Genomic DNA, 26,849 nt, shown 5'->3' on the forward strand with positions numbered 1-26,849 from the left:
AGAAGTAACATGACCTATGCAGTTCGAGATAAATATTGGTAAAAGAAAAAAACTACGATATAGTAAAAAAACACTTGACTTTAGAAATCGCCACAATAATTGCGAAGGATACCTTAACCAAGGTGTACTTCAAAAAAATAGGTGATTTTCCAATGAAAACGCTACTAGAACCTAATTTTCGTGAATTACAGCTTAGTGAATGCGCGGGTGCACCTATCTTGCGTACCCTTTGGGAGCGCTTTGATATTTATTTTCTCTTAACATCATTCTAATAAAACGTATGCATGGGCAATGAATCTAGTTGTGATACAGGCCGTTTTGAACAGCATTCATCGTTTTTGATAGACTTGCTATTTGGTGATGCCATAACGGCTGCAGCGGCTTGATTCGTTCGCTAAAAAGAGCAATAATTATCAACATTTCCAGTTGAAAAAGACAAAAACGGTTCAATTTGTTGATGTTTATTCGTACTTATTTAATTGCGGGCGTTATTCTATAATGACTATGAAATCACTAAACAATAGGGGGTCAAGCAATGAATAGAATAAAAGGATCGGGACTGCTGGTCTCGATCGCGCTTGCGATGACAGCGCTTACCGGATGCGGGGAAGGCGGCGCCGAAAAAGAAATAACCGCGGACAGCAAACCAGCAGTCAAAATGGAAACGGTCAAGGTATGGACGAATAGCGGTCACTCGAAAGAGCTGGTTACGCAAATGGTGGACCAGTTCAATAATTCGACTGGGAAAGAAAAAGGGATTCACATTGAATATACGGTTCATGGAGGCGACTACGCCAAAATGCTGGAGTTGGCCATTACTTCCGGCCAAGCCCCCGATTTATTCAAAGCTACGGGCGTGTTGGGAGACAACGTCAAGAAAGACGCGCTGCTCGCCATCGAAGACATGCCGGGAGGTAAAGAATTCGTTAAAAATTATGAGGGGCTGCTTAACAACCCCAGCTTTACTTATAACGGCAAAACGTATTTGGTGCCTTCTTACGTAAATACGATCAAGCTGCTCTACAACAAAGAGATGTTCAAGAAAGCGGGAATCGTTGACGCGAACGGAGAGGCGAAACCGCCGGCGACATGGTCAGAGTTGGCGGAATACGCGAAGAAGCTGACAAATCCGGCAGAAAAAATGTATGGAATCGCTCTTCCGATGAAATGGTCCGGATATTTCGATTCGGAGCTGCTTCAGCCCTTCGTTTCCTCTGTCGGACATGAAATTTTCGATTATAAGTCGGGTACATTCCAATTCGGCGCATTCAAACCGGCGGTTGAATGGCTGATGCAAATCAAAGAAGACAAGAGCTTCTTTCCGGGCGCGGAAGGGCTGGACAACGATCCGGCGAGGGCTCAGTTCGCGGAAGGCAGAATCGGCATGAAGCTCGGCGCTTCATGGGATGTGGGGGTGCTGAACGATCAGTTCCCGGCGAAGATGGATTGGGGAGTTGCTCCTATTCCCGTCGTCGACCCGAACATCAAATATAAAGAGTTTACGCAGCCTTCGGGCTGGACGCATATTTCTAAATCGGCAAGCAAGAACAATCTGGATAAAGTTATGGAAGTGTTCAAATGGTTCAATTCCGACGAAGTGCTCGTGAAGCTTTACGAAGAGTCTAAGTTTATTCCTTATAAAGACAGCATCGTAAAAATGGCGAAAAAACAGCCGGAGAAAAAGGGCTGGAAGGAATTTGCGGACATCTCGAATTCATACCAGACGCTGACCGCGCCATCCGTTAAAATCGAGGGCGAGGATTATAAGCAGGTATTGATGAAAATTTGGGCTGGCGCAACGACTGTCGAGAAAGCGATTGCTGATCTTGATGCCCGGTACAACAGCTCATTAGAAAAAGCCGTGAAAGACGGCTCGCTCGATCTTAAGCCGTTCAAAAATGAAAGCTTTTCGATTAAGGTCAAGTAATTCGACGGGGGGACGGTCAGGGAAGACCGGGCCCCTGTTGCATCACGGAAGAAGGTGCCGCAATTGTTTTTTCGCAAAGAAGCGTTTCAATCATATTTGATGCTTTCCCCTCAGTTGATCGGTTTTTTCATTTTCGCGATCTATCCGATCATCTGGGTTTTCCGCTGGGCTTGGTTCGACTACGACGGAATCGAGGCCACATACATCGGCTTTGAGAATTTCGTCAGACTGTTTACGAGAGATCCGAACTATTGGGACAGTCTCCTGAACACGTTCATCCTGTCGTTCGGCAAGCTAGTTGTCGAAATTCCGCTCGCGCTTTTCCTTGCGGTGATGCTGCAAGGAAAAATGCGGGGACGCCATTTTTTCCGCACGATGTTTTTCATGCCGAATATCGTCAGCGTAGCGATCATCGGTCTGCTCTTTTACTTTATGTTCGCGACTTTTGAAGGGGTCGTCAACAATATGCTATTTGATTGGAAGCTGATCGACGAGCACGTAAACTGGTTCGGCAACAAGTGGACCGCTATGCTGGTCATCGCCATCGCCTCGGTTTGGCAAAATTTCGGCATTAACTTGCTGTTCTTCTTATCTGGCTTGCTGAACATCCCGGCCGACTTATACGAGTCCGCTCAAATCGACGGCGCCAATAAGAGACAGCAGTTTATGCATATTACGCTTCCGATGCTGGCGCCGGTTATGCAGGTCGTCTGGATGCTTGCGATTATTGGAAGCTTGAAAATGACCGATCTGGTGCTAGTCCTGACGAACGGGCAGCCTGCCGGACAAACGGAAGTCGTCATGACGTACATTTTCAAGTACTTCTTCCGTTACGGTGAAGGCTCCGCGGTTGCGCAGATCGGTTACGCTTCGAGTCTCGGCCTCATTACAGCCGTCATTATCGGCATCATTACAATCATTTATTTGGTCTTGACAAGACGAATGAGCAAAGTTTATTGAAGGCGGGATCACTTTGGACAGAGGATGGACGAAGGTTGCGAACAAGGCGCTCGCATATAGCTTTTTGCTCGCAGTATTGATTTTTACGGTATTTCCCTTACTGTATGTTTTTCTGGCATCGTTTAAATCGAATCAGGAAATATTGGCTTCCGGTTCGACGCTGCTGCCCCGGTCGTTCACCCTGGACAATTTCAGGCAGGCATGGGAATTGGCAGATTTCAAGCGCTATACATGGAACAGCGTCTACTTTACCTTTTTTATCGTCATCGGCGTGTTGTTCAACTCCACTATGGCGGGATACGTATTTGCCCGCGGCAGATTTGCCGGGAAAAAGCTGATTTTCGGTCTCTTCACGAGTACGATGTTCCTTTCCTTGGGAAGCATCACACTGTACCCTCAGATGGAGATCGCGAAGCTGCTACATATCCATACATCGTTGTGGGGAGTTATCATCATTCAAATTTTCGGGTTGCATATCGCCAATGTTTTTCTCGTTCGGAGCTTCGTCAATTTGATTCCGCATGAAATCGACGAGGCGGCCAAAATTGACGGCTGCAGCTTCTTCCGGACGTTCTGGAACGTCATTCTGCCTTTGCTCAAGCCGATTATTGCGACGATCGGACTCATCACATTCAGACAAGCGTGGAACGAATACTTGATGCCTATGATATTCACCATTTCGAATCCGAAGCAAAGCACGCTGACCGTTGGGATTGTAGCGCTGAAAAGCACCGGGGAGGCGGCAAGCTCCTGGAATCTGATGCTGGCGGGAACGATGATTTCGATTATCCCAATGCTCGCCGTATATTTGTTTCTGAACAGGTATTTCATCGCTGGTATGACGAGTGGGGCTATTAAGGGCTAACATTCAAGGAGGGACTTTGGATGGGAAAACGGATATGGGTTGTCATCAGCATGTTCGCGTTAATTTTTGGTTGCTTGTTTCCAACCGCACTGCCAAGCAAACGGACCTACGCCAACGGAATCAATATCGCCCCTCAGGCGACGGCGGCAGCCAGCTCGGTATCCACGCTAGGGGCCTTCGCTCCGGAGAAGGCGATTGATGGGATCCGCAATATGAACGACAGCAGATGGGTTTCGACAAGCGGAGGGCCTCATTGGTACGAGCTGGAATGGCCGAGTGGCGTAACGATCGGAAACGTCAAAGTGTGGAGCGGGAACATGAACGTGCCGGGATGGCATATTTCCGCTTACGATATTCAAGTTTGGGACGGCGGCGCGTGGAAAACGATCGGCTCGGTAAGCGGCAACAGGCAGGACGGCTATGCGGGGAAATATAACGATATCGTATTCTCGCCTGTTGTTACAACCAAGCTGAGAATGATGATTACCGGCCCATCTGCTTATCCGATCGCCACGGATGCAAGATTGCTGGAGCTCGAAGTCTACAGCGAAGAAGGAAGCATTTCTGTAAATACGGCTGTCTATGGGCAGACCATCGAGGGCTGGGGCGGCAATCTATACACGCTGTGGATGCGCGGGTTTGCTGCAGCGGATGCCCAGTATTACGATAAGATGATTACGGAATTGAATACGACCCATATCAGGGTCCGCAACTATTGGTATTTGCTCGAACGGTCGAATGACGACAACGATCCCGCAACATTCGATTGGAGCGCCTTCGCGGCGGGCGATCAGGGCGATATGCATGAGGAGTTTCTCGCTCTTCGAGAGCTTGTGGACCGCGGCATCAAGCTCTCCTTCAGCCCATGGAGGTTTCCGAGCTGGATGGCGGGCAAGCCGTTCGATTATGACTGGAGCAATGAGGTGATGGAGCTGCCAGCAGGCATGGACGACGAGTATGTGGAAAGCCTGGCCGCTTACTTCCTGTATGCTAGAGATCAATACGGCGTTAGTTTCGATTATATTTCCGTGGCGAATGAGCCGAATTACAAATATTTGACGAACGGCGTCTTCTCGGGGACATATATTTACGGTATGTCGCCGGCCCGTTATTCGAGCATCACGACCAAGCTGAAGCAGAAGCTGGAAGCCAACGGCTATTTCGCAGAATATATCGCAGCGGAAACGAGCCCCGGCAACTATACTTCCGTCAAGTATGCCAAAGAAACGTTGGAATCGGCGGATCCCGGCGTGTACGATATATTGGCTTATCATGCTTATGATAGGACGGTCAAAGGACTGAGCGCTTTTACGGATCTCACCGGTCAGCATAACGTCCGGATTCACGTAGGAGAACAGGAGAATGAATCCCATATCAATCTGCAGGGAAAAGAGACCTGGCATCACGCGATCCAGAACGCTGTAGCTTTGCACGATACGCTCACATATGGCCGCGCGAATTTGACGCTCTATTTTTCTTATTCCGCATCTCCCGGAGGCATTCTCGTTCTCTATGACGAAGTGAACAAAGTGTGGTATCCAACATATGACATGCTTAAGCATTTTTATAACGGAGTTCCGCAAAATTCTGTGATGCTGGAAAGCCTTCCGTCCAGCTCCTACGGAGGAGACGTGTATACGCTCGCTTTCCTTAAGCCGGACGGCAATTTGGAAATCATTCTGATCAACCGCTCCGAAACGGATAGCCACACGATCACCCTAAAAGCGGGCGACCGGGATTTCTCGGTTATCAAGAGTGATGCAACAGCCAAGTACGTCTCAGACGGCTTTGCTTCCAGCACCGAAACGGGCGGCATGTCCATTACGTTGTCTCCGCAAAGCATTTACTCGCTGTCCGAAATGGAGGAATCGCATGAAGCAACCCTTGATACGTTAGTAAATCTTACGATACAGTTTATCGAAGGCCCCGGCTCTCAAGGGTTAGCAGAGTCGCTGCTGATGAAGCTGGAGCACACCCGCGAGAAGCGTGATAAAGGGGACGAGGCTGGAGCGGTTAAACAACTCGACGCGTACATCAATGAAGTATCGGCGCAGCAAGGCAAGAAGATCACAGAAGAGCGCGTTCGCATTCTGGTCAACATAGCAGAATGGCTTAAAAACGTCATATAAAATAAACGTTGGAGCCGGCCGCGATTACAGGCGGCTCCGTTTGCTTTTTGCGAACGGGGCGGACAGCGGGGTTTTATTGTGCCTAGATAAATACCGGATGACAGCCGGCCTTTTTCTTGCTAGAGTGAATTTGAAGGAAGTTTGTCCAAGGAGAATCGCCGTGATTTATACCATTTTTCTGTTAACGCTGTTTTCGGTATTTTTGATCGTACGCAGCTATAAAAACCGCTATGCCTGGCTGCTCGTCATGATGGTCATCGGATTGAACCTGATCTTTCTTGGCATAATTCTTAACGTCGTGAAAGGAGGTACCTACAAATATCCCGAGAACGCCCTGTTTTTTCTGGACTATAAAATGTATTTGTATTTAAGCTCCCTGAAAATCAACTACTATGATACGTTCCGGCTGCAAAACTGGGGGACAGCCGTTTATTTGTTCAGTATTCCGCAGTTCGTTTTTACGTTTATCGTCAGTTCCTACCGCTCTTCAGAAAGGTTCGGCAAATGGCTTCGCTACGGGGCTTTTGCGCTTCCTCCGCTGTTTTACGTATGGTGCTACGATCCGGATACGAGATTTTTGGCATATATTTGGATGAAAGACCCCTTTTACCGGAATCACGACTTGTCCGCAGCTCTATACGGTATGGACGCATTGAACTTAGTCTGGGTGGCGCTGTATTTGTTTTATCCGATTTATTTGTTGTGCAGGCATATGGCGAGGACGAGCATTACATTAAAAAGGAAGCAAATTGTTTCGCTCGCCGCGAATTTGGGGCTGATGAACGTCTTGTTCGTATCGGTCTTCGCGGTGGGTCCCTTCAAGCAATTTTACTTGTCAGCGGGCGGTTCGAACATGCTGTTCTTTCCGGCGCAGCTCGCGATTCCGGCTTTCTATTTTCAAGTGATGCCTGCCGTGATGCTGCTCGCCGTGCAAGGCATGATCGTGATCCTGGTCAAGTTCAAGGGGATCGATGCTACCAGTTTTTTTATGAAGCGCCAAATCAACCGCAATGTGAGCTCATTGAACGCTAATTTGAAGGGCGTTTTCCATTCGTTTAAGAACACGATGTTTACCGTGAAAATATTGGCGGAGCAGGCCGAAAATAATTTCGGGAACGAGGACGGTCTGAAGGCCCTCAGGCGGCTTCAGCAAGTCAGCTTGACTTCCCTCAATCATACGGCTAAGGTACTCGATTCTTTGAAGGAAATCAAAGTGAAGCCGGCCAAAGTCAATGTGTCGGCATGCGTGGATGCAGCCTTGGAAAAGGCGAGGATCGGCGACGATATCGAGGTACGCAGAAAGTACCGCGCCCGCGACGTGTATGCTTATGCCGATCCGTACCATTTGACGGAGGCGCTAATCAATCTGCTGGTCAATGCCGCCGAAGCCATTAAGGCCGCCAAAAGGGAAAACGGCTTTATTTCCATCGAAATCGCTGCCGAACAGGAATGGGTGCTGATCAGGATTACCGATAATGGTACGGGCATCGACAAGAAAGAACAGAAAAAAATATTTAACCCGCTGTATTCCACGAAATCCAAACACGAAAACTGGGGAGTCGGACTTTCTTACGTATTCCGGGTCATCGAGGCGCATTTGGGCTTTATAGCGGTTGAAAGTGAGAAGGGGCAGTACACGGCATTTGACGTTATTTTGCCGATAGCAGGCGCAGGAAGGGGGGATGGGAAATGGAAAAAATCCGCATCGTCGTGACCGATGATATCGAAGATATCCGCGATTATTTTAAGATGATACTCGACAGGGAGGCCGACATCGAGGTTATCGGCATGGCTGCTAGCGGCGAGGAATCCGTCCGTATCGTATCCGCCTGCAGTCCGGATATCGTGCTGATGGATATCGAGATGGAGTCCGCGATGGCCGGCATCGAAGCGATCGCCCGCATTAATGCGGAGAAGCCGTATGTCAAGATCATCGTGCTCACCATTCACGAGGAGGACGAAGTCCTATTTAAGGCTTACGGGGCCGGAGCGGTCGATTATATTGTTAAAACGAGCTCCATCGTCGACATTTTGAATTCGATCCGCAGCGCCCATCAAAACCGGTTGTATATGAGGCCTGAAATAGCAGGCAAAATATTGGGTGAATTCACCAAGCTCCAAAACGAAAAAAACAGCTTGATCTACACGTTGAACATCGTTTCCAAACTGACCGATACCGAATTCGGCATCCTCACGGCCGTCTACAAAGGGTTCACTTACAAGGAAATCGCCAAAGAGAGGCATGTCGAAGAAGTTACGATTCGCACGCAGGTAAACAAAATATTGAAAAAGTTCGTGAAAGGCAGCATGAAAGAAGTGGTTTCGATACTGCGGGAGTTGAAAATACTCGATATTTACTCGCGGTGAGGGGCAGGTCATAGGGGTGGTTTTTATGGGTGACTTTGCGGAAGTGATTACAAAAAATATAAAATTACATACTCCTAACAAAACGATTGCAAGCATATGGATGTATGGCATCGAGATTTGGGTGGTACCGCCAAAACGGATATGACCGGCGTGTCACATGACTTCACAATGACGTTGGTTGCCGGCAACGTTATCTTCTTCAAAGTGGACGCGAACGGAGAGCCTTCCTATGTCAAAACGTTTTGGATTTCGACGATCGCGCTTGGCAGAATTCGTAATCCGTATAAGTAACAACAAAAGCCGGCATTCACCGGCTTTTTCATGTTGATTATTTGAGATTAGCATTAAAGAAATAATTACGATATACTAAAAATCCACTAGATATTAATCCATTACAACGGCATTTAACTTCCTCTGAATATACTTACAAACCTAATTCCCATGAAATTGGAACCCCATTTGTTTTACATTTTTGGTTATGCAAAAGTCTGGGTAAAACAGCGGTACACTCCAGGAGACTTTGGCTTTGAAGAACCTGTTACTCTGACGATAAAATACGGTATCTTGCTCATTTTATTAAACTATCTGGCAGATTGCCCCTAACGGATAACTTTAAAGGTGGTATAAAGCGGAAATGCAGAGAGATTTAGAGTATTACATGGAACTTAAATTCAATGTGATAATCGAAGAAGTCAACTCAGAAAAAGATCCTGAATATGGACAATTTTTGTTCGCTCAGATAGCGGAGCTTCCAGGATTAAAAGCTGAAGGTAGAACTCATGATGAGTTGCTAAATGACTTGGAGATCATCAAAAGGTTATATTTTGAATTTTGCATTAAGCATGGTAAGCCAATACCTGAGCCTGGCAGTGATCCAAGTTCAACGCCCCTGGATAACTGGATGGGATGGACCACCTTCCGTCCTATTTCGGAATAAACCGCCTAATGTCGTTACGATAACGAGTAACGATAGTTCAAAACCGAAAAGGCTTTATTTAAGAATGGATTTATACCATATGTAAGAACCATTTTATAGGGATACATTGAGGGAATGTTTGTACTGATGAATTGTGAGGACCAGTTAATGAAAAGTTTGTTACCGATTTTTTTTGTTTATCTGTATGATAGTAAGTGTTTGCGTAATCAGCCCTAATAAGGTGTTCGCATGTAGTTGCGCCGATCCCAGCGTCCAACTAAGATTCGAGCAATCTAGTGTTACAAATTGTGAAAATGCGACTTGAAGATGGAGAATGGATGTTACCCAAGCAAGGGGTGTATTTGTATGCACAATCAGGATGGTAACGCGGAGCACTTCGTTCCTATAGAATGGAGTTTTTTTACGTTCAAAATTATTATGGGAGGTATGAGTCTTGCTAACATTTGAAACGGAAAGGTTAATTCTGCGGCTTTTGAAGCCATGTGATGCAGAGGCCATGGAATTACTTATTGATGATTATGAGATTGCTAGCACAACACTTAACATTCCTCATCCATATCCAAAAGGTTCAGCGGAAACATTTATTAATTTACGAACAGAAGCCGCCCAAAAAGGAGATGGCTTTTCTTTCGCCATTTTAGAGAAAACGAATCGTGTATTTACAGGTGTAATTGGTCTTCGCATTGATAAGCAGCACAAAAAGGCAGAACTGGCTTACTGGATCGGAAAACCTTATTGGAGTAAGGGGTATGTTACAGAAGCCGCCAATAGAGTTTGTCAATTTGTCTTTAATGATCTAGACATAAATCGTCTATGGGCCGCAGCAATGACAAAGAATCCTGCATCTTCAAGAGTGATGGAGAAGATTGGAATGAGGTATGAAGGGACGTTTCGCCAACATTTTTTGAAGTGGGATAAATATGAGGATATAGATTACTATGCAATGCTGAAGAGTGATTTTCGAAAAAAAATTGAGGGCAAACATAGCGAAGAGTCTCTATGAGTAACTCAAATTTAGGTACAAATTAGGGAGGTAATAGTAATGCAGGAGTTTGTTGGGCACTGCAAAGAATGTAACAAGCAAGTTTACTGCAATGATGGATTTATTAACGGGATCGTTTTAGAAGACAAATCCTTAATCTGTTTCGAGTGTACGGATAAGGAACAAGAACAATCCACTTAGTGTATTCAGTGAAACACCCATGTATATTGCAACATTTGGATCAACCACACAGTCTAACTAAATAACAATTGTTGGAAGTGGTGATTGAGTGATGAATAAGGCTATGGTTGCAATCTATGTAGCAATTTATGTGATTGCTCTCTTTTTATTAGCTGCTTGCGATAATTCTCAAAAAACTTCTCTATCGGAAACAACGTCGGACCCAACGAAAATTATCGCCGAAGCAGAAATCGATTATGATCGGAACGGTGATGTGGAAAAGCTTTATGTTCGTAGGGTAACTGCCCAATCTGTTGAAAAGAAGGAGCTTGGCGCTCTTTGGGAGGGGGATTTTCGACTGGAGCTGATCGGGAAAGATGGCTCCACCATTCATACAATGGATTTGAATTCTTCGTTCGGCGGCGGACCGCTTACATTCGCCCAAAACCGTAGCTTCGATATTGATTTCGAGGACTATAATAACGATGGTTACCCCGATTTTTCGATTGGTCAATATTTTTCATCGAACGGCTCTACTTATAATCTGTACTCTTTCATGCCCGAGGGCATCGTTCTAATTCACCGGGACCTATTCACAGCTGATGATAGCAATTACTCCGTTCTATACGAAAAAGCAGGCAATTCCTCATTTATAAACCGTTATTACGATATGGAAAAAGGGGACTATAAGGAATCACTATTCACCTGGCAAGATGAAGGTTTCGTTCGGACGGAATGCTAGGGTTGTAGGCTTACAGTGGATGATTCTTTAGATCATACATTTGGTGATTTACAATTGAAGATGGAGAAGACTGATGATGGTTTCCGATTGGCACATACGGACGAAAATAATTTTTATACCGCTCAAACGCTAGTCTCTCCACCAATAGAAGGTGCATCATACGCCGTGCATATTATTAGAACGCAAAGCAGTAATGAAGAGATGAAATATAGGAGAGACGCCGTTGTAGTCAATCCTGAAACTGCCGAATTTCACGTTTTTCCACTGTATAGTGTAGAAATAGAAGATACGTACAATGTAGATTCAGTTGCCGCAGCTTACGGTTTTTTGGATGATCGTCATGTTGTTTATGTCTCGGTTGTTAACGATGCTAACCGAATTGGAGGCTATTTTTTGCGTCTAGAAAAACTAAATATAATAACAGGTGAAAAGACAATCCTCTTTCCAGAAATTCCAGAAATGCCGATAGACGATCATTTTGCTCCTAGTTGGATGAATGATACGAAGGATACATTGGTGCTTAATAGTTACAATACTGGTCAATTCTGGTCGTTCGATCTACTCAAGGGCGAAATCACTCATCTCGAATCTAATTTCAAACATTCTTGGCCATTCCATATGACTGTAAAGTCTCCCGATGGCGAACGGTTCTGGTATTCCGATTACGATAAGAAAGAATTCCGTTTGCATGATAAAAAGGGACGTTTGCTATCGAAAGTGAATTTTAGCAAAGGGTATGACCAATACCCTGCTTTCATATGGAGCACGGATAGCCAATATGCAGCCTACCAAGATACAAGGGAAAAGAGCGATGCCCATATCATTGGAGATGACGGTGAAGTAGACATCATCGCCCCGCAGCGGATTCAATTTTTCGATCGACAAGGGAAAATGATTCGCACTGTACAAACTGGGAAGGAGTCAGGGAAATATATCGAAGTGTCTGGATGGGTTGATCGTATGGATGGTTTTGCGCTGCTGCATGAGTTCGAGTTGGATCGGAAGTTGGAATCAGAGACGAGCAAAATCAATTCAAGCTATAGCCTGCTGGATATAAAGTCAGGAGAGTCGCATGATTTAATAATTAATACTGAGACACAGTATTTAGCGGGATCGGTTCCTGCCCGTATGAATTTAGTCTCAATAGGGGGAGATCGAAGGATATTTTGGGTGGATACGAAGAAATTGTTGCTTACAGTTGTGACAGAGAACGGGGAGTGGTTGACGGAATTAAACAAGAAACGGGATGCTTGGGTGACAAGCGATGATATTTCGGGAATAACTGAATATCATGAATTCGATTTAGATACAGAAAAGTATAAAGTGAAGCGACTTGGCCTCTACGGCACAGATATTGTTCCGATAGGAACAGAATGGCTTGTTTGGAATGATATGAATTATACGAAATTGGATTGAGTTGGTTTAGTTAGGTGTGATTTCATTATAGGTAACGATGGAGGGGGAACGGATTGTTGGTTTGATGGTTGGGTGGTTTGAATTGATGGATTGGTGGTTGGATGGATGGGTGGGTGGTTTGAATGGATATTGTACATTCAAATGTGTGACTAATCCATGTCCCGATGCGTTTGAATGTAAATGATCCAATCAAACAGGTAGTTTGGAACGTTTTTCTTCGAAATGGACGATTTGGTTGCATGAAATACAGTCTGAGTAATATATGGCGTTTTGGATGTAGGTTTGATTGGATGAAATACAGTTAAAAACGAATGATTATGGTTTTGATCCAGAAAAAGCAAGTGCCATTCAGTAGACAAACGCGATTCGATTGTCAGTGATCGGGTAGGTACAGTTTACGTGGTAACCAACACATCCGGACAGAAATTTAATGAGAAGAAGGAAGATAAATTTTATCACAAGGTACATTTTCAAAACGAGAAGCAAATGTTTGCAGGTATAACGGTTAAAGGAGACACGATGACTTACCAGGCTTATGATGTAGAGGGTGTGAAGCTGGATGAAATTGTTCTAAAGCATGCAGCTGAGACTCTTTGAAAAGTGAAAGGTGAGCTGGTGGAGGCGCGAATTCGAGCAAGTGTGGACAACTGATGTGATCTAAGAACAGATCAATCAGTCACAGTAAGGTGTGAGGATCATGAAGTGGAAATTAACGCGAACGGCGAGGCGTGCAGGCTACTAATAGCTTGTACGCTTTTTTTTGGCGTTTCGATGTGTATATCGTATTTATTAAGTGCAATTATGTTCAAAAAGCGATCTATTGTTTCGTACCCTATAGATATGGGATAATTATCATTATTGACAATGAGGATCGGAGCATATGTATGAACAAATTTAGCATCAAGAAAAAAGCTGATCTAGCACTGCTCTTTTCAGCTATCGGAATTATGGCTGCTTTTCCTTTTCACGATACGTTTGCGGGAGGGCTGTTATTTTCACTATTTAGCGCGGCAACAATTGGCGGTTTAGCTGATTCCTTTGCCATTAGCGCATTGTTCGGCAATCCGCTTCATATTCGTTGGCCGAGGTGGATGGGAACTAATATTATTTCGAGAAACAGAGAGAGACTAATTGGCGAGCTTGTACAAATGGTACAAAATGAGTTGCTCACGATTCCAAATATTAAAGCAAGACTGGACGAATATAACATTGCTGATGTTCTTGTAACGTATTTACGACAGCATGGAGGCGAAGAAGGCGTTAACGATATTTTGCAGCAGCTTGCGGATGATGTTCTGACGAAGGTCGATTTGCAGGAGCTCGCACAATCGGTGCAGGCCTTTATGCTTGATCATGCGGATATGGTTCAGGTTTCGGAAATTGCCGCAGATATTGGGGATTGGACGATCCGTCATCGATATGACGATCGTATTATTGAATTTATTGTTCTAGAGTTGATAAAGCTTGTGAAATCTCCACAATTTCTTGTGATTGTTGGCCAAATTGTCGATTCAGCTATTCGTTCATATGAAGGAGATAAATTTCGACGAAAGCTTATCGACTATTCGGCTGGCTTAGAAACAGCAACTATAACGGAGAAAATTCAAGTGTGGCTTGTTACCTTTATGAAGGAGTTCTCTTCCGCGGAGCATCCGCAAAGAAAGCAGTTGAAGGAGCTGATCGAGCAATTTGTTCAGCGATTACGGACAGACGAGGAACTGCGGTACCGAATAGAGCAAGGAAAGCTGACGCTGCTCGCATCCATCAAACAGGATATCAAGCTAGATGTTTACATTAAAGAAGGACTCGAAGCTCTGCACCAGAAAGCGACTGCAGAAAATAGAGAACCGTCCGAGCGTTATCCTTGGATCAAAAAGAAGGTGCAGCAGGGGGTTGCCCAGCTGGAGAGCAATATGGAGCTGCTCAATCGTATTGATCTTTACGTAAAAACGACACTGCTCAAGTGGATGGAGCTGAAGCATTCTTATATAGGAAAGACGGTGTATGACAAGCTAAGCACCTTCTCCGAGGAGGAGCTTATTCAATTGGTCAAGGAGAAGGCGGGCCGTGATCTGCAATACATCCGTATTAACGGTATCGGCGTTGGCGCGCTGATCGGGGTCGTACTTCATTTGCTAACGTTTTGGATCGGGGGATAAGGCACCATGGAAATGAGAAAGAAAGCAAATAGAAGTCTGATTATTTTAGCCTTCTTGTTTATTGGAGCTGTTTACTGCGTGTATCGCTTTCCTGACACGTGGTGGCCGCGTATGCTGCTCTACACCTCGGAAGCGGGACTTGTCGGCGCACTTGCTGACTTATTCGCCGTCACAGTGTTGTTCAGGCATCCTTTTGGGTGGAAATGGGTTCCACATACAGCGATAGTTCCTAGAAATCGGGATAAGCTTATTGACGGTGTTGCGACTATGGTGGAGCAGCAATTATTAGGCAAGGAAATGTTGAAGGAGAAAGTAAAGCAGCTTCATATTGTAGAAATCGCAATATCTTGGGTTGAACGCCGGCCAGCAGGATCGGTATCAGAGCAAGCATGGGCGCTTGTGGCAGGTATACTGGCGAAGATTGATTTGCAAGGTGTTTCCATTCAATTGGATGAGCAGGCTCGCAGAGGCTTAGGTAAAATTGATATGGCTCCTTATGCTGGTAAAGCGCTAAGATGGGCGATGGATAAGGGTAGTTTTCAAAAGGCTATTAGCCAAGTTGTAGAGTATGCGGCTACCCGAGTCACAGGCGATGAGACGAAGCGAGCGATCCGAGGCCTTCTGACCAAAGAGAAGGAGAAGTTTGTGAGTCAGGGCAGTATTTTCTCCAAATGGGTCAAAAAAATGGCCGTTGAAATCGCGGAGTCCACGAACGCGCTTAATCTTGATGATGCGACAGATGCATTATACGATGATTTGCAGAAATTAATGAATGATCTAAGAGATCCGAAGCATGAGCTTCGTGTTCTAGTAGAGGATATGGTGTATAAGCTGGCTGATAACCTTCAAAATCGAGCGGATGTTTCAGCTGCGGTTAATGAGTGGAGAGACGAGATGCTTGAGAAAATCTCGTTGCTGCCTTCAATTGAAGCGGTGTTAACGAATTTTAGACAAATGCTGACGCGGGATACAGAAATGAAGTATATCGTCCAAAGCACATCAGATGTGAATCGAGACGATATGAAGCAATTAATTAACAGAATTATTAGGACGTACTGGGAATGGTTCAAATCAAATCAGGAAACGAAGGATTGGCTTGAAGTATACGCTCAGAAGTTCGTCCATAAAATGATCGATACAGAGCATGCGATTATCGGAACGATCGTTCGAAAGACGTTGGACGGTTTTACTGAGCAAAAGCTAGTCTACTTCATCGAGAGCAAGGTGGATACGGATCTGCAACGAATCCGATTGAACGGTGCGTATATTGGAGCCACTCTTGGAGCCGCTTTTTATATTATTTTGTACGGTGTTTATGAGCCATTGTTAAAATTGCTGTAACAAAAATTAAGCATTTATTTCACTTTGATGAGAAGTGGGGTAAATGCTTATTTTTATTTTCCGAGTCATGTTCTTTATAAAGAATTCGGATGATGGTATAGTAAACAAAGTAAATATTATCCATGTGAAGGGGGACAGCAAACCAGCTCTTTAGGTAGATGGAGAAAATAGGAGGACTAAAGTGAAAATTACAAACTTAATAATAGGACTGCTGTTTGGTGTACAAGCCAGCTTATCACCGATCGCATTATCAACCAATAGTGCAACTGCCGTTACTGCTGTAGAAAATAATCAATACGTTGTCGAGTTGTCAAAGTGGGGTATTCATAATGATGGCACACATTCTGTTAATTCAACTGCGGGCATTAACAATATGCTAAAGTGGGCGAACCAAAACGGGAAAACGAAGGTTCTTCTTCCGTCTGGTACTTATTTAATTGCAAAAGACAGCCATATTAATATGGTTAGCAATATGACTTTCGAGTTGCCGTCCAATGCTATTCTTCAGAAGGAGACGAATGCAAAGGAAAGCTATAAGATTATGTACATCGGCTATGGTGCTAATAATGTGACTCTTAAGGGAGGCACTTACCGCGGAGATAAAGACACGCATAATTATACCAAGAAGGAATATGAGTATTCGTCTGGCACGCATGAAGGCGGGTATGGAATACTAACTGAAGGAGCTATGAATGTAAAGATTAATGGTGTGAAGGCCGAAAACTTCACGGGAGATGGACTTATATTAGGCGGCCACGGAACGATGGTTAAGGATTTATATGAGGATCATTTTATATCAGGCGCGCTTGATGATACAGGGAGACCTGTCAATAATGCCAAGAAGATCCGAACTAAGATGCCTTTAAATTTCAAAAATGCGATATTCAAATCCGAACGCTATTTTGAGCTGTCTAATCCAATCAATCTTCCCGGTACCTATGATATTTATATTTTCAAAGCCGATGGGAAGTTAATTACAACGTTGGCTAATAAAAAGGTGCGGGACATTATAGAAATTCCGGATGGAGCCAACTATTTCCACCTCGTATTCAACAAGCCGCCCAAGAAGGGGGCGTACATTGAGTACTGGAACCGAGTCGTAACGAAAAACGTTGTCGTTGAAAATTCGGAGTTTGCTTTCAATAGACGGCAGGGTATAACAGTTGGCGGAGCCGATAATGTCCTTATTGCAAACAATGAATTGCATGATATGAAAGGGACGATGCCGCAATCCGGTATTGATCTAGAAGGCGGATTTGGTGAGAACGGCCATCGCAACAGCAACATTACGATCAAAAGCAATAAATTCTATAACAATGCGTCCTATGATGTCATTCTTTACGATGGCCGTGATGCGATAGTGGAAGATAATCATCTCGCTTCTAAAGGTGCGATTGGTCTTGCCATTTCTGATCCGTTCAAAGGGGCGCTTATCAAAAACAATCATTTCGACGGCACACGTATTATTGCGGCTCATGACGCTACCTTTATCGACAACAAAATGAATGATTCCTATACAAGCTTCACTGGACCGAATATTAAGATCGATGGTATGGAATTTACGGATTCACTTTTTTCAGTAGGTTCTAAAATACCGTTTGGCATCAGTGTTTCGAATATTACGATGTATAATAATAATAAGAGCGAATCAGGGTTTTCCATCTGGAGCAAGCCAATCCACGTTAAAAATCTAACGATCATAGGTGAGCCAAAGCTGCGATCTGTTGTAGGTGGCGTTGCTGAAGGAAGTATTTTTGATAACTTGAAGGTTACTGGTTTTAACACAACCTACGGTTTGAGTCTTCCGCCGGGGACTTATAATAATTGCGAGTTTGAAGGGGCGGAGGGTGGAAAATTTGGGGCTGTTATGGTGGAATCCGCAGGGAAATACGTGTTCGACGGCTGTACTTTTAAATCAAATTCTATTGGAAGCGGCAATTTTACCGCAGGTCATCCCAAACTGGATTTGACGGTTAAAAATTCAACCTTCGAGCAGCTTGGAAATTTGCATGCCATTAGTGTACAGGCCGCGAAAAGCGTAGTTCTCGAAAATAACACAATAAACGCGAAGTATTTGATATCGGGAACCTCGAATAAAATCGAAGTGATCAAAATAAATGATTACTGGAAGCAGAGTGAAAAGCATGATATCTTAAAAGCAACGATTCGCGGAAATACGATTACATCAAATATAGAAGTAATTGGTATTTCGACGATTTACGCGGGCGCCGGAGCCCCTCCTTACACAATTGAGAATAACAAGCTGTTTAATGCGATACTTTCGTTAAAGAAAAATGATAACGCAAAGGATAATATTCTCAAATAAGTTATCGGGCAAACATGATGAATAGGATGAATGTTTATGCTGCAGCTATTTGTTAAGAGTATTCAAGATTTTCGACGAACGTTTAAGAAGCATCTATTGTTTGAATATCTCTTCATGCTGTTGACGAGCTTTGTGTTTATTCCGATGATGACTTACATATTTAATCGAATTATTCGCACGGTGGGGTCTGGCTCCATACTGAATGGTGAGATCTTCAAAATTGGGCTTAGCTACACAGGGATATTAGGTCTTATTGCGATCTGCTTGGTTGCTGTCATTGTGTTATTTATAGAATTTGGCGTTATTATAACAATTGCTCAAAAAAATTACTTTGGCAATGACGTTTTGATTTCGGATGCTTTACTTACAACGCTTCGGAAAACGCCGAAAATATTCGGGCTCGGAATTATTCCATTGCTATTTTTTTTGCTGATGTTAGTTCCATTTATTGAGTCCCCAATATCTTTAACTTTCTTCTCACAATTTAATGTACCGATATTTTTCAATAGCAGACTTCACAATACACCGTACTTTATACTCACTCTTTATTTCTTACTATTTTTAGCTGCCGCATATACATTTTTGCGCTGGATTTTTGTTATGCATTATATTTTTATCGAGGGAAAATCGATCTTTGCAGCCACTAAAAGCAGTATGGCCTTAACGAGAGGTCGGCCTGTTTCACTTTTTATTTATTTATTTCTGCTGAATGGAGTCGTCTTAATAGTCGGGTTTATTATTTTATCTTTGATTGCTTATTTTCCATCTTGGATGAATATCAATGTGCTAAAGGCTTTCACTGATCATTACTCATTAACAATCTCTACTGTATTAACATATATGCTGACCTTGCTTCTTGTACCGGTAAATATTATTTTTTTGACCCGTTTATTTTATAACTTCAACCGCAGCCGGGGAATTATGCCTCGAGATGAGCTGAGAATTTATCGAAGCCGCTGGATTGGTCATCTCGAGAGCATGTTGTATTCCTTTCTAAAGCGCAAGACCAAGAAACGCGTGCTGTATTCATCAATTGTGATCATTTATTTGAGTTTGATGCTGCTTGTAAGTCAATTAGCTAATGATAATCTAGTCTACATGAAATGGAATGTGTTACTGTCGGCTCATCGCGGGATTACGGACGATGCTCCCGAAAACTCACTCCGTGCTGTACAGGCGGCCATTAGTGAAGGTGTCGATGCAGTAGAGATTGATGTGCAGCTGACCAAGGATGGAATGGTTGTCCTGCATCATGATATGAGTCTTGAGCGCATGGCGGGCTTATCGAAGCGAGTAAGTGATTTGACCTATGATGAGCTTTTGCAGTTTGACCTTGGCAAGCGAACAGATGAGTCTCATGAAGCTGATCATATTCCATTGCTGTCTGAGGTGCTCGCGGAAGCGCAAGGGAAGACGAAGCTTATTGTGGATCTAAAGCCGTATGGTCCTGGCGAAGTGCTTGCAAATAAAGTAGTAGAGCTTATTGAGCAGTTTGAAATGATTGAGGATTGCTACATCCAATCCTTTGACAGGCAGACACTGCAGCAAATAAGACAACGAAATCCGGATATCAAAATCGGCCAAATATTATATTTTGCGATAGGTGATTTATCGCTCTTGGATGTTGACTTCTATACGATAGAGAAAGCGATGCTAACTGATCAACTGGTTGAACGCGCGCATCGAAATGGCCGTGAAGTTTGGGTTTGGACCGTTAATAGTGAATGGAATTTAAAAGAGGTATTGAAGTTTGAAGTTGATGGGATCATAACCGATTATCCCGCGCGTGCTCAAAATATGGTTGAGCTTAATCTTTAATAAACAAGGCAAGGAGCCTGGTAGAGCTGACTCAGATTCTGAGATACAAAGATGTACTGTTGTCATTACCTTCTGGAAGCTTGTCTAAAGACGATTTATTTATAAACGAGCTGCTTTTGAAGAAGGAAGGCAGCCTTTCGATCTATTATGTTCCCTATGAGTACGTTAATGAACATGCGAAAGTGATGATTATCGGCATCACCCCTGGATTTACACAAATGCGGCTGGCGCTTCAAAGCGCCAGAGCCGATCTATTGAAGGGCACTCCGATCGAGCAAATCGATCAAAAGGCGAAAAAACTAGCGAGCTTTGCGGGATCGATGAGAAATAATCTAATTGAAATGTTGAATGATATTGGGTTGCCGAAGGCGATTGGAATAACGGAAAGCGGATCCTTATTTGAAGAACATCGTGATATGCTCCATACCACATCGGTAATTCGTTACCCTGTTTTTATCGATGGCAAAAACTATACCGGTCATAATCCAGCGATACTGAGGACGGAGATGCTTTATTATTATGCGGAAACGATTCTGCTTAAGGAGCTGCTGGCCGTGCAAAGGGCGCTTATTATTCCGCTCGGAAAATCAGTTTCGGAAGTTATACAGTTTTTTGTTGAACAAGGATGGATTGATTCGGAGCGATGTTTATTCGATATGCCTCATCCCTCTGGAGCGAATGGACATCGGAGAAAGCAGTTCGAGCAAAATAAAGATAAAATGATGAAGCAGGTCAGCGAGTGGTTTGCTGGCTAAAATGAAGTGCTGGTTACTCCGAATTATCCGGAACAGATCATCATCGAAATCGAAAGCCGTGCATGCTACATGCACGGTTTTTTGTCATAAGCTGCGCTAAAAACAATAAATGATTTCTATGGATTTGACGCACGCGGACAACGCCCAGGACTATCGAAATATGTATGCATAGGCAGTATAATGGAATATATGACATGATACTGTCGAATAAACCAATGAGGTATTGAGGAGATGATCATATTCAGCTTCTAAAAGGACAAAAGGTGGATATTACAAAAGGACGAGGCATAAAAAATATATCTTTGAGTTTCGGGTGGTCAACTACTAATTCGTCTATGAGTATAGATACGGCTTGCTTCCTGCTGTCAGAGCGCAGCCGCTGTGAGCAGGATGAGGATTTTATTTTTTATGGCAATCCTAATTCTAGGAATGGTGCTGTAGCTCATACTCAATCTGAAAAGCTGGATAAAGAGAGTATTAAAATTTCTCTATCAAGAGTAGCGGAAAGCACAGCGAAAATCGCTTTTTCCGCTACGATTCATGAGGGAGAGAAGCTAGGCCATTTTATGAAAGATGTTACGGGGCTGTATGTACGACTTTTGAATGCCGATACTGGCGAGGAGCTATTCCGGTTTGATTATGGTTCAGAATTTTCAAAAGAGACAGCAATCGTAGTTGGCGATCTTTATCGACATCAGGGCGAATGGAAGTTCAATGCGATAGGCAGTGGATTTTATGGAGGGCTGGCAGCCTTATGTACAAACTTTGGTCTTGAGATTGATGAGGATACATCAGAGGCAGCGGCAGCCACCGAAGAACTGGTTTTATCGACTATTGATTTGCGCAAGAAGCTTGTGCAGATCACCTTGGAAAAGAAAAAAATGGTCGATGTAGTAGCTAGAGTAGGCATCGTGCTAGACATTACAGGATCCATGCTTAATTTATATAAGAATGGAACTGTGCAGGAGGTAGTCGAACGTATACTGGCAGTCGCTTGTAAATTTGACGATAACGCGACGTTGGATGTGTGGGTATATGACACCCATTTTAGCCGGTTGCCTTCCGTTACAGAGAAAGATTTTAGCGGCTATGTGCAAAATCGCATATTGAATAATAAAGACATCCATAAGTTCGGACGCAACAATGAGCCTCCAGTCATGCTGGATGTAATTAAGAAGTATACGGAAGAAGATGATTCCGGCGAGCCTGTCTTTATTATTTTCATAAATGATGGCGGGGTAGTGAAGCCAATTAAGAAGGTCATTATTGAATCCGCTGTACAGCCCATCTTCTGGCAGTTTGTAGGCATCGGCCATTCTGATTTTGAAGTGCTAAAGCAGCTGGACACGATGGAAGGACGGATCGTAGACAACGCTAATTTCATCCATATAGATGATATTAACGCCATATCGGATGAGTTGCTGTATGATCAGCTTTTGAATGAATTTCCAATGTGGATTAAAGAGGCGAAGCAAAAGCGGATTATACGATAGTAATTGCATATGATTGAGTGAATAGGGCTTTTTGAATTGGGGCTATGTATTCACAATGCTCACTCATGGCACTCAGGTTTACCGGAAGCATTTTTCTGCAGGATACTCTGAAGGTACATGCACTTCTAGGCTGATACCCACATACACTTTAGAACAGACTTCAGTGTTCATCTGTAATACAGCGTGGGGGTGTTTGTGCATGCCAGGATTGTTTTCAGCAATAGCGCTATTTATTAAACAATTGTCTCTGCTTGTATCATATGTCAAAAACAATGCTTTTCCGCAACCGCTTCAAGAAGAGGAGGAAACCAAACATCTTCAATTGATGGCAGAAGGTAATCAACGTTCACGCAATCTACTGATCGAACATAACCTACGACTTGTCGCGCATATAGTGAAAAAATTCGACAATACAGGTGAAGATTTAGAGGATTTGATCTCCATCGGTACGATTGGATTAATCAAGGCGATCGAGAGCTTCCAAACAGGGAAAGGCACGAAGCTCGCTACATTTGCGGCACGTTGTATTGAGAATGAAATACTTATGCACCTCAGATCTTTAAAGAAAACCCGTAAAGACGTTTCGCTGCATGATCCTATTGGCACGGATAAGGAAGGCAACGAAATTACGTTGATTGATATTCTCGGCACCGAGGCCGATGATATTGTGGATAAGGTGCAGCTTAAAATTGAGAAGAGTAAGATTTATAAGAATCTCGACATATTGGATGACCGTGAGAAGGAAGTCGTAATAGGACGTTTTGGGTTGGAGCATGGCGGGGATGAGCGGACGCAGCGGGAGATTGCGAAGGAGCTTGGGATTAGTCGGAGCTATGTGTCGAGAATAGAGAAGCGGGCGTTGATGAAGTTGTATCATGAGTTTTATAAGGTGAAGCGGTAATGTCGAAGTGTTCTTTCATCGCAGACTTCATTCATTTGGCATCAAATAATGGAGGCGAAGATAATGACAGCCTTAATTCAGATTGAGCATGTTAGTAAATTTTACTATATGGGTGGAGAAACCATTCGAGCGTTGGATGACATCTCGCTGGACATCGCACAAGGCGAGTTTGTCGCTATTATGGGGCCATCGGGGTCTGGAAAGTCCACATTGATGAACATCATAGGTTGCTTGGACGTTTCGGACGAAGGCCTGTATATGCTCGACGTGAAACAGATTCATTCGCTGAAGATTCACAATTGGCCGAGATTCGGAATCGGAAGATCGGATTCGTTTTTCAGAGCTTTAACCTGCTGCCGAGATTAAGCGCTTATGAGAATGTGGAGCTTCCGCTGATTTATCGCGGATTGTCGAGAAAGCAGCGAGAGCCGCTGGTGTTGCAAGCTTTGGAAGCCGTAGATTTGCTGGATCGCAGGAAACATTTTCCCTCGGAGCTGTCTGGCGGACAGCAACAGCGCGTTGCGATTGCACGTACTTTGGCAGGAGATCCACCGATCATTTTGGCGGATGAACCGACAGGTGCGCTGGACTCGAAGACAGGTGTGGAGATCATGGATATTTTCAGGCGATTGAACGAGCAGGGACGGACGATTATTGTAATTACGCATGATCGGCAGGTTGCGGAGCAGGCAAAGCGGATTGTTCGGTTTCGGGATGGGCGGTTGGTTCATTAGCTCGGTTTAAAGATACATTATTTGATACTGGCCTTACGAGAACTCGTAGGGCTATTTGTGTTCTCAAGGTAATAGAGTAGTTAAAGCTTATAGTTGAGGAGCTGCCGTGGTAGAGCTCTTTTCTAATTTAGTTGAAGTAACGAGCAGAAATGTAGAGTCAGTAGTTTTTACAATAAAAAATAATAGTCTGTTTGGCTTATTAATTCACGAGGCAAGTCTTACGAATTGTGCAAGATAACAACATTACAGAGCAATCTTACTAAACTTTTGTGGGTGAGATGTGATATAAAATATTAGGAGGGTACACCTTTGGAATAAATACTTATGTATCGCATATAAAAATTCTCACTATGATGTTGATCACTTTGGAACTTCTAACACATGCAGGATTAGTGAAAAGTTTGTTGAAATATAAACTACAGATCAACAAACCTCGAGGTGGAATAATGTTTTCTAAAACCAAAAATAATCGAAGATATCTACGAAAAATTTATCAGTGGATTACGTTAGCTATGCTCTTACCGCTTATTTCATTTGCAGTCATCGCATTTGTTAATGTAGAGAAAGCCGTATTTGACAATGAATATCAAGCGAACAAAAAAATATTGTACCAGGTAAAATATAATATTAACTTCATGGACGACATGATTGTTAATTCTGTTTTATCTATGTATTATAACCCTGAAATTAGTCCACTGATTTTTAATAAAGATGTCGATTTTACAGAGTTACTTAATGAAATGATCAAAATTAAATCTTCAATATTAAGCGTCAACCCTTTTATACATTCCATCTATTTGTATAACAGCCATACCAAAACTTACTTCACAACGCGGGAAGATTTGTTATTCAAAGATGTTAATTTTGAAGATTTGCTTCACTCCAAACAGGAATTGCCAAAATTGAAGCCTATACCGAGAAAAATTGAATACAACATAGAAAAAGATAAGAAAAGGTACGAGAATGTAGTCACTTATTTAATGTATGATTTCAAGGGTGAGTTCAATCAACCTGAAGGCGCACTAATCGTTAACGCTAGTACCGAATGGCTGCTCAACAGTATTAAACAGATCAACATGGTCGACGAGAAGCGGGATGATCAAATCATGATCCTTGACGATAGCGGTGGAATTGTCGGTCAGGATAGTGAAGAAAAAGGCACTTTGCAAGATTCTTTGAAAGCGATTTATCAACAGCACCATAGCGAACAAGCCGCTACCGATAACACGGGTTATTTTACAGAGGACATAAATGGAAAGAAGTATCTGATTACTTACACGTTTGTAGATAAAATGAATTGGACATTAGTGAAAGCACAGCTATACGATGAAGTGTTTCAAAAAATCAATGCATTGAAATTGACATTACTTGTGATTATCGTTGCGTTTATGATTCTGGCCTTTATAGCTTCCATTTTTATTTCTCGAAAAATTTACAAACCTATTGATAATTTGGTCAAGCATGTCGTATCCAATGTGAGTGAAATGGATCAATCCCATGCGAAAGACGAGATATCTTATTTGAACAAAGCGTATCAGCTCTCATTCGATCAACTAAACCAATACAAGCTTAATAAACAATCGGATCGTGAAATTATGAAAACATACTTCTTAAGGAAATTGCTTGTAGATAGTCAATCGGTTACGAAAGATGAGTTTATCAAAGCTGCATCCGAGTCAGGAATAGGCTTAAAACAAGATGAACCTGGACTCGTTTGCATTGTAAAAATTGATAATCGCACTCAATTTGAGGGGATGTTCAATCCGTTTGATCGTGACCTATGTACATTCGGCATTATGAACATCTCGCAGGAGCTATTTTCTCAATTTTATCGGATAGAAGTCGTTGAAATGAAAAATGATCATATGGCCTTTATTTTAAATATAGATGGTTCTGACAAAGAAAAGATGGTTTCGGAAATAACTGCAATTTGGAATAAGGCACAATCCTATATCAATCAATACTTTAAAGTAACAATTTCAATTATTATTAGTGACCATTGCGAAAATCTCCAAGTCTTGACCGGCAAGTATGACGTGGCATTGAACAATTCGGTATACCGTTTAATATTCGGCAAGTCCTGTATTTTGACGAACAGGATCATACAAGCCAATACGGACAATTCACAGGTTGGTTATTCAGCCATCATGGAAAAGAAACTGGTCGATTCGCTAAAAAGCGGTAACGTCCCTTCTACTGAAGAAACGTTGAAGAAACTATTTGATGAAATTGCCCAGCTGAGCTACAATAACGTTTTGTTATCTATCATGAATTTAATCAATACGTTGAAACAAGTAACTGAGGAAATCAACAGAAGCAGATTAGAACCTTTGTTGATTAATTTTAACTTGCTGTCCAACCAGCTTTTCAGTATGGAAACATTGGATGAGCAATACGGCAACATTTTGCAAATTTGCAGTAGTATCGTATCCAAAGCGGATCGGACTGAATCTGATAAACATTCCATCATCAATAACACGGTTATCGAGTTAATTCAAGCCGATTATGCGAACCCAGCATTGTGCCTACAGTATATCTCAGAAAAATTGAATGTATCTGCTAAGCAAATTAGTAAGATTTTCAATCAACAGTACGCTAGATCGGTTTCAGATTATATTAATGATGTAAGATTGGAAAAAGCAGCGGAATGGTTTGGAAATTCCAATCGCAGTATTAAGGAAGTTCTCCAAAAAATCGGTGTGGAAAATGAGAGCTACTTTTATAAACTGTTTAAAAAGAAATATGGCGTTACGCCGAAAGAATATATTATAACTAAACATGTGCAGGGAACACGTGAAATGAACTGAAAAATGAGAT

General features: G+C 43.0%; 21 protein-coding genes and 2 pseudogenes. All 23 read left to right on the forward strand.

Translation table 11 applies throughout. The annotated features are described in order from the left end of the window. The first annotated feature begins 35 nt into the window (after positions 1–35). The 23 genes and pseudogenes from AC0YN7_RS00210 to AC0YN7_RS00320 all read left to right on the forward strand — a co-directional run bounded on the left by AC0YN7_RS00210 (position 36) and on the right by AC0YN7_RS00320 (position 26,839). On the forward strand, positions 36–272 hold the full coding sequence (locus tag AC0YN7_RS00210) for a hypothetical protein (RefSeq protein ID WP_475807940.1): 237 nt from the start codon (positions 36–38) through the stop codon (positions 270–272). 263 nt (positions 273–535) lie between these two features. Continuing rightward, positions 536–1,927, forward strand: a complete 1,392-nt coding sequence (locus AC0YN7_RS00215) for an ABC transporter substrate-binding protein (RefSeq protein WP_475807941.1) — start codon at positions 536–538, stop codon at positions 1,925–1,927. 63 nt (positions 1,928–1,990) lie between these two features. Then, entirely contained in the window at positions 1,991–2,887 is an 897-nt protein-coding gene (locus AC0YN7_RS00220; protein WP_475807942.1) for a carbohydrate ABC transporter permease, read from the forward strand. Between the two features lie 13 nt (positions 2,888–2,900). Then, a complete protein-coding gene (locus AC0YN7_RS00225) occupies positions 2,901–3,752 on the forward strand; it encodes a carbohydrate ABC transporter permease (protein WP_475807943.1) in 852 nt (283 codons plus the stop codon). Positions 3,753–3,772: 20 nt separating this feature from the next. Continuing rightward, entirely contained in the window at positions 3,773–5,881 is a 2,109-nt protein-coding gene (locus AC0YN7_RS00230) for a galactose-binding domain-containing protein (RefSeq protein WP_475807944.1), read from the forward strand. A 160-nt stretch (positions 5,882–6,041) separates the two neighbouring features. Further along, positions 6,042–7,595, forward strand: a complete 1,554-nt coding sequence (locus AC0YN7_RS00235; protein ID WP_475807945.1) for an ATP-binding protein — start codon at positions 6,042–6,044, stop codon at positions 7,593–7,595. Beyond that, on the forward strand, positions 7,571–8,248 hold the full coding sequence (locus AC0YN7_RS00240; RefSeq protein WP_475807946.1) for a response regulator: 678 nt from the start codon (positions 7,571–7,573) through the stop codon (positions 8,246–8,248). Before AC0YN7_RS00235 ends, AC0YN7_RS00240 begins: the two co-directional genes overlap by 25 nt. 96 nt (positions 8,249–8,344) lie before the next feature. Further along, the gene (locus tag AC0YN7_RS00245) at positions 8,345–8,539 is read left to right on the forward strand and encodes a hypothetical protein (protein WP_475807947.1); all 195 of its coding nucleotides are present in this window, start codon (positions 8,345–8,347) and stop codon (positions 8,537–8,539) included. A gap of 343 nt (positions 8,540–8,882) precedes the next feature. Continuing rightward, on the forward strand, positions 8,883–9,185 hold the full coding sequence (locus tag AC0YN7_RS00250; RefSeq protein ID WP_475807948.1) for a type II toxin-antitoxin system HicB family antitoxin: 303 nt from the start codon (positions 8,883–8,885) through the stop codon (positions 9,183–9,185). Positions 9,186–9,618: 433 nt separating this feature from the next. Next, positions 9,619–10,188 (forward strand): GNAT family N-acetyltransferase, encoded by a 570-nt coding sequence (locus AC0YN7_RS00255; protein WP_475807949.1) that lies wholly within the window; start codon positions 9,619–9,621, stop codon positions 10,186–10,188. Between the two features lie 271 nt (positions 10,189–10,459). After that, on the forward strand, positions 10,460–11,089 hold the full coding sequence (locus AC0YN7_RS00260) for a hypothetical protein (RefSeq protein WP_475807950.1): 630 nt from the start codon (positions 10,460–10,462) through the stop codon (positions 11,087–11,089). A 15-nt stretch (positions 11,090–11,104) separates the two neighbouring features. Further along, on the forward strand, positions 11,105–12,505 hold the full coding sequence (locus AC0YN7_RS00265) for a hypothetical protein (RefSeq protein WP_475807951.1): 1,401 nt from the start codon (positions 11,105–11,107) through the stop codon (positions 12,503–12,505). A gap of 399 nt (positions 12,506–12,904) precedes the next feature. Beyond that, positions 12,905–13,102, forward strand: a complete 198-nt coding sequence (locus AC0YN7_RS00270) for a hypothetical protein (RefSeq protein WP_475807952.1) — start codon at positions 12,905–12,907, stop codon at positions 13,100–13,102. Positions 13,103–13,389: 287 nt separating this feature from the next. Next, positions 13,390–14,664 carry a DUF445 family protein gene (locus tag AC0YN7_RS00275; protein WP_475807953.1) on the forward strand — a complete coding sequence of 425 codons (1,275 nt, stop codon included), beginning with the start codon at positions 13,390–13,392 and terminating at the stop codon, positions 14,662–14,664. 6 nt (positions 14,665–14,670) lie between these two features. After that, entirely contained in the window at positions 14,671–16,005 is a 1,335-nt protein-coding gene (locus tag AC0YN7_RS00280) for a DUF445 domain-containing protein (RefSeq protein ID WP_475807954.1), read from the forward strand. 181 nt (positions 16,006–16,186) lie between these two features. After that, on the forward strand, positions 16,187–18,331 hold the full coding sequence (locus AC0YN7_RS00285) for a right-handed parallel beta-helix repeat-containing protein (protein WP_475807955.1): 2,145 nt from the start codon (positions 16,187–16,189) through the stop codon (positions 18,329–18,331). A 36-nt stretch (positions 18,332–18,367) separates the two neighbouring features. Then, positions 18,368–20,149 carry a glycerophosphoryl diester phosphodiesterase membrane domain-containing protein gene (locus AC0YN7_RS00290; protein ID WP_475807956.1) on the forward strand — a complete coding sequence of 594 codons (1,782 nt, stop codon included), beginning with the start codon at positions 18,368–18,370 and terminating at the stop codon, positions 20,147–20,149. A gap of 59 nt (positions 20,150–20,208) precedes the next feature. After that, on the forward strand, positions 20,209–20,904 hold the full coding sequence (locus AC0YN7_RS00295) for a uracil-DNA glycosylase family protein (protein WP_475807957.1): 696 nt from the start codon (positions 20,209–20,211) through the stop codon (positions 20,902–20,904). 239 nt (positions 20,905–21,143) lie between these two features. After that, positions 21,144–21,659 (forward strand): annotated as a pseudogene (locus AC0YN7_RS00300) (TerD family protein); the annotation flags it as partial. A gap of 126 nt (positions 21,660–21,785) precedes the next feature. After that, positions 21,786–22,397: a vWA domain-containing protein gene (locus AC0YN7_RS00305; RefSeq protein ID WP_475808466.1), complete on the forward strand. Its 612-nt coding sequence runs from the start codon at positions 21,786–21,788 to the stop codon at positions 22,395–22,397. 199 nt (positions 22,398–22,596) lie between these two features. Next, complete coding sequence (gene sigK / locus AC0YN7_RS00310; RefSeq protein ID WP_475807958.1) at positions 22,597–23,298, forward strand: RNA polymerase sporulation sigma factor SigK; 702 nt, start codon at positions 22,597–22,599, stop codon at positions 23,296–23,298. Between the two features lie 63 nt (positions 23,299–23,361). Further along, positions 23,362–24,032 (forward strand): annotated as a pseudogene (locus AC0YN7_RS00315) (ABC transporter ATP-binding protein). A 446-nt stretch (positions 24,033–24,478) separates the two neighbouring features. Continuing rightward, entirely contained in the window at positions 24,479–26,839 is a 2,361-nt protein-coding gene (locus tag AC0YN7_RS00320) for a helix-turn-helix domain-containing protein (RefSeq protein WP_475807959.1), read from the forward strand. Positions 26,840–26,849: the final 10 nt, after the last annotated feature.

It is taken from the genome of Paenibacillus sp. J31R122 (genome assembly GCF_056269185.1).

What these genes read in the sequence shown, in the direction of transcription:
- AC0YN7_RS00230 (WP_475807944.1), top strand. Translation starts at nt 3,773, where the DNA reads ATGGGAAAACGGATATGGGTTGTCATCAGCATGTTCGCGTTAATTTTT.
- AC0YN7_RS00290 (WP_475807956.1), top strand. Translation starts at nt 18,368, where the DNA reads ATGCTGCAGCTATTTGTTAAGAGTATTCAAGATTTTCGACGAACGTTT.
- sigK (WP_475807958.1), top strand. Translation starts at nt 22,597, where the DNA reads ATGCCAGGATTGTTTTCAGCAATAGCGCTATTTATTAAACAATTGTCT.
- AC0YN7_RS00250 (WP_475807948.1), top strand. Translation starts at nt 8,883, where the DNA reads ATGCAGAGAGATTTAGAGTATTACATGGAACTTAAATTCAATGTGATA.
- AC0YN7_RS00260 (WP_475807950.1), top strand. Translation starts at nt 10,460, where the DNA reads ATGAATAAGGCTATGGTTGCAATCTATGTAGCAATTTATGTGATTGCT.
- AC0YN7_RS00320 (WP_475807959.1), top strand. Translation starts at nt 24,479, where the DNA reads ATGTTTTCTAAAACCAAAAATAATCGAAGATATCTACGAAAAATTTAT.
- AC0YN7_RS00305 (WP_475808466.1), top strand. Translation starts at nt 21,786, where the DNA reads ATGGTCGATGTAGTAGCTAGAGTAGGCATCGTGCTAGACATTACAGGA.
- AC0YN7_RS00215 (WP_475807941.1), top strand. Translation starts at nt 536, where the DNA reads ATGAATAGAATAAAAGGATCGGGACTGCTGGTCTCGATCGCGCTTGCG.
- AC0YN7_RS00275 (WP_475807953.1), top strand. Translation starts at nt 13,390, where the DNA reads ATGAACAAATTTAGCATCAAGAAAAAAGCTGATCTAGCACTGCTCTTT.
- AC0YN7_RS00240 (WP_475807946.1), top strand. Translation starts at nt 7,571, where the DNA reads ATGGAAAAAATCCGCATCGTCGTGACCGATGATATCGAAGATATCCGC.
- AC0YN7_RS00280 (WP_475807954.1), top strand. Translation starts at nt 14,671, where the DNA reads ATGGAAATGAGAAAGAAAGCAAATAGAAGTCTGATTATTTTAGCCTTC.
- AC0YN7_RS00245 (WP_475807947.1), top strand. Translation starts at nt 8,345, where the DNA reads ATGGATGTATGGCATCGAGATTTGGGTGGTACCGCCAAAACGGATATG.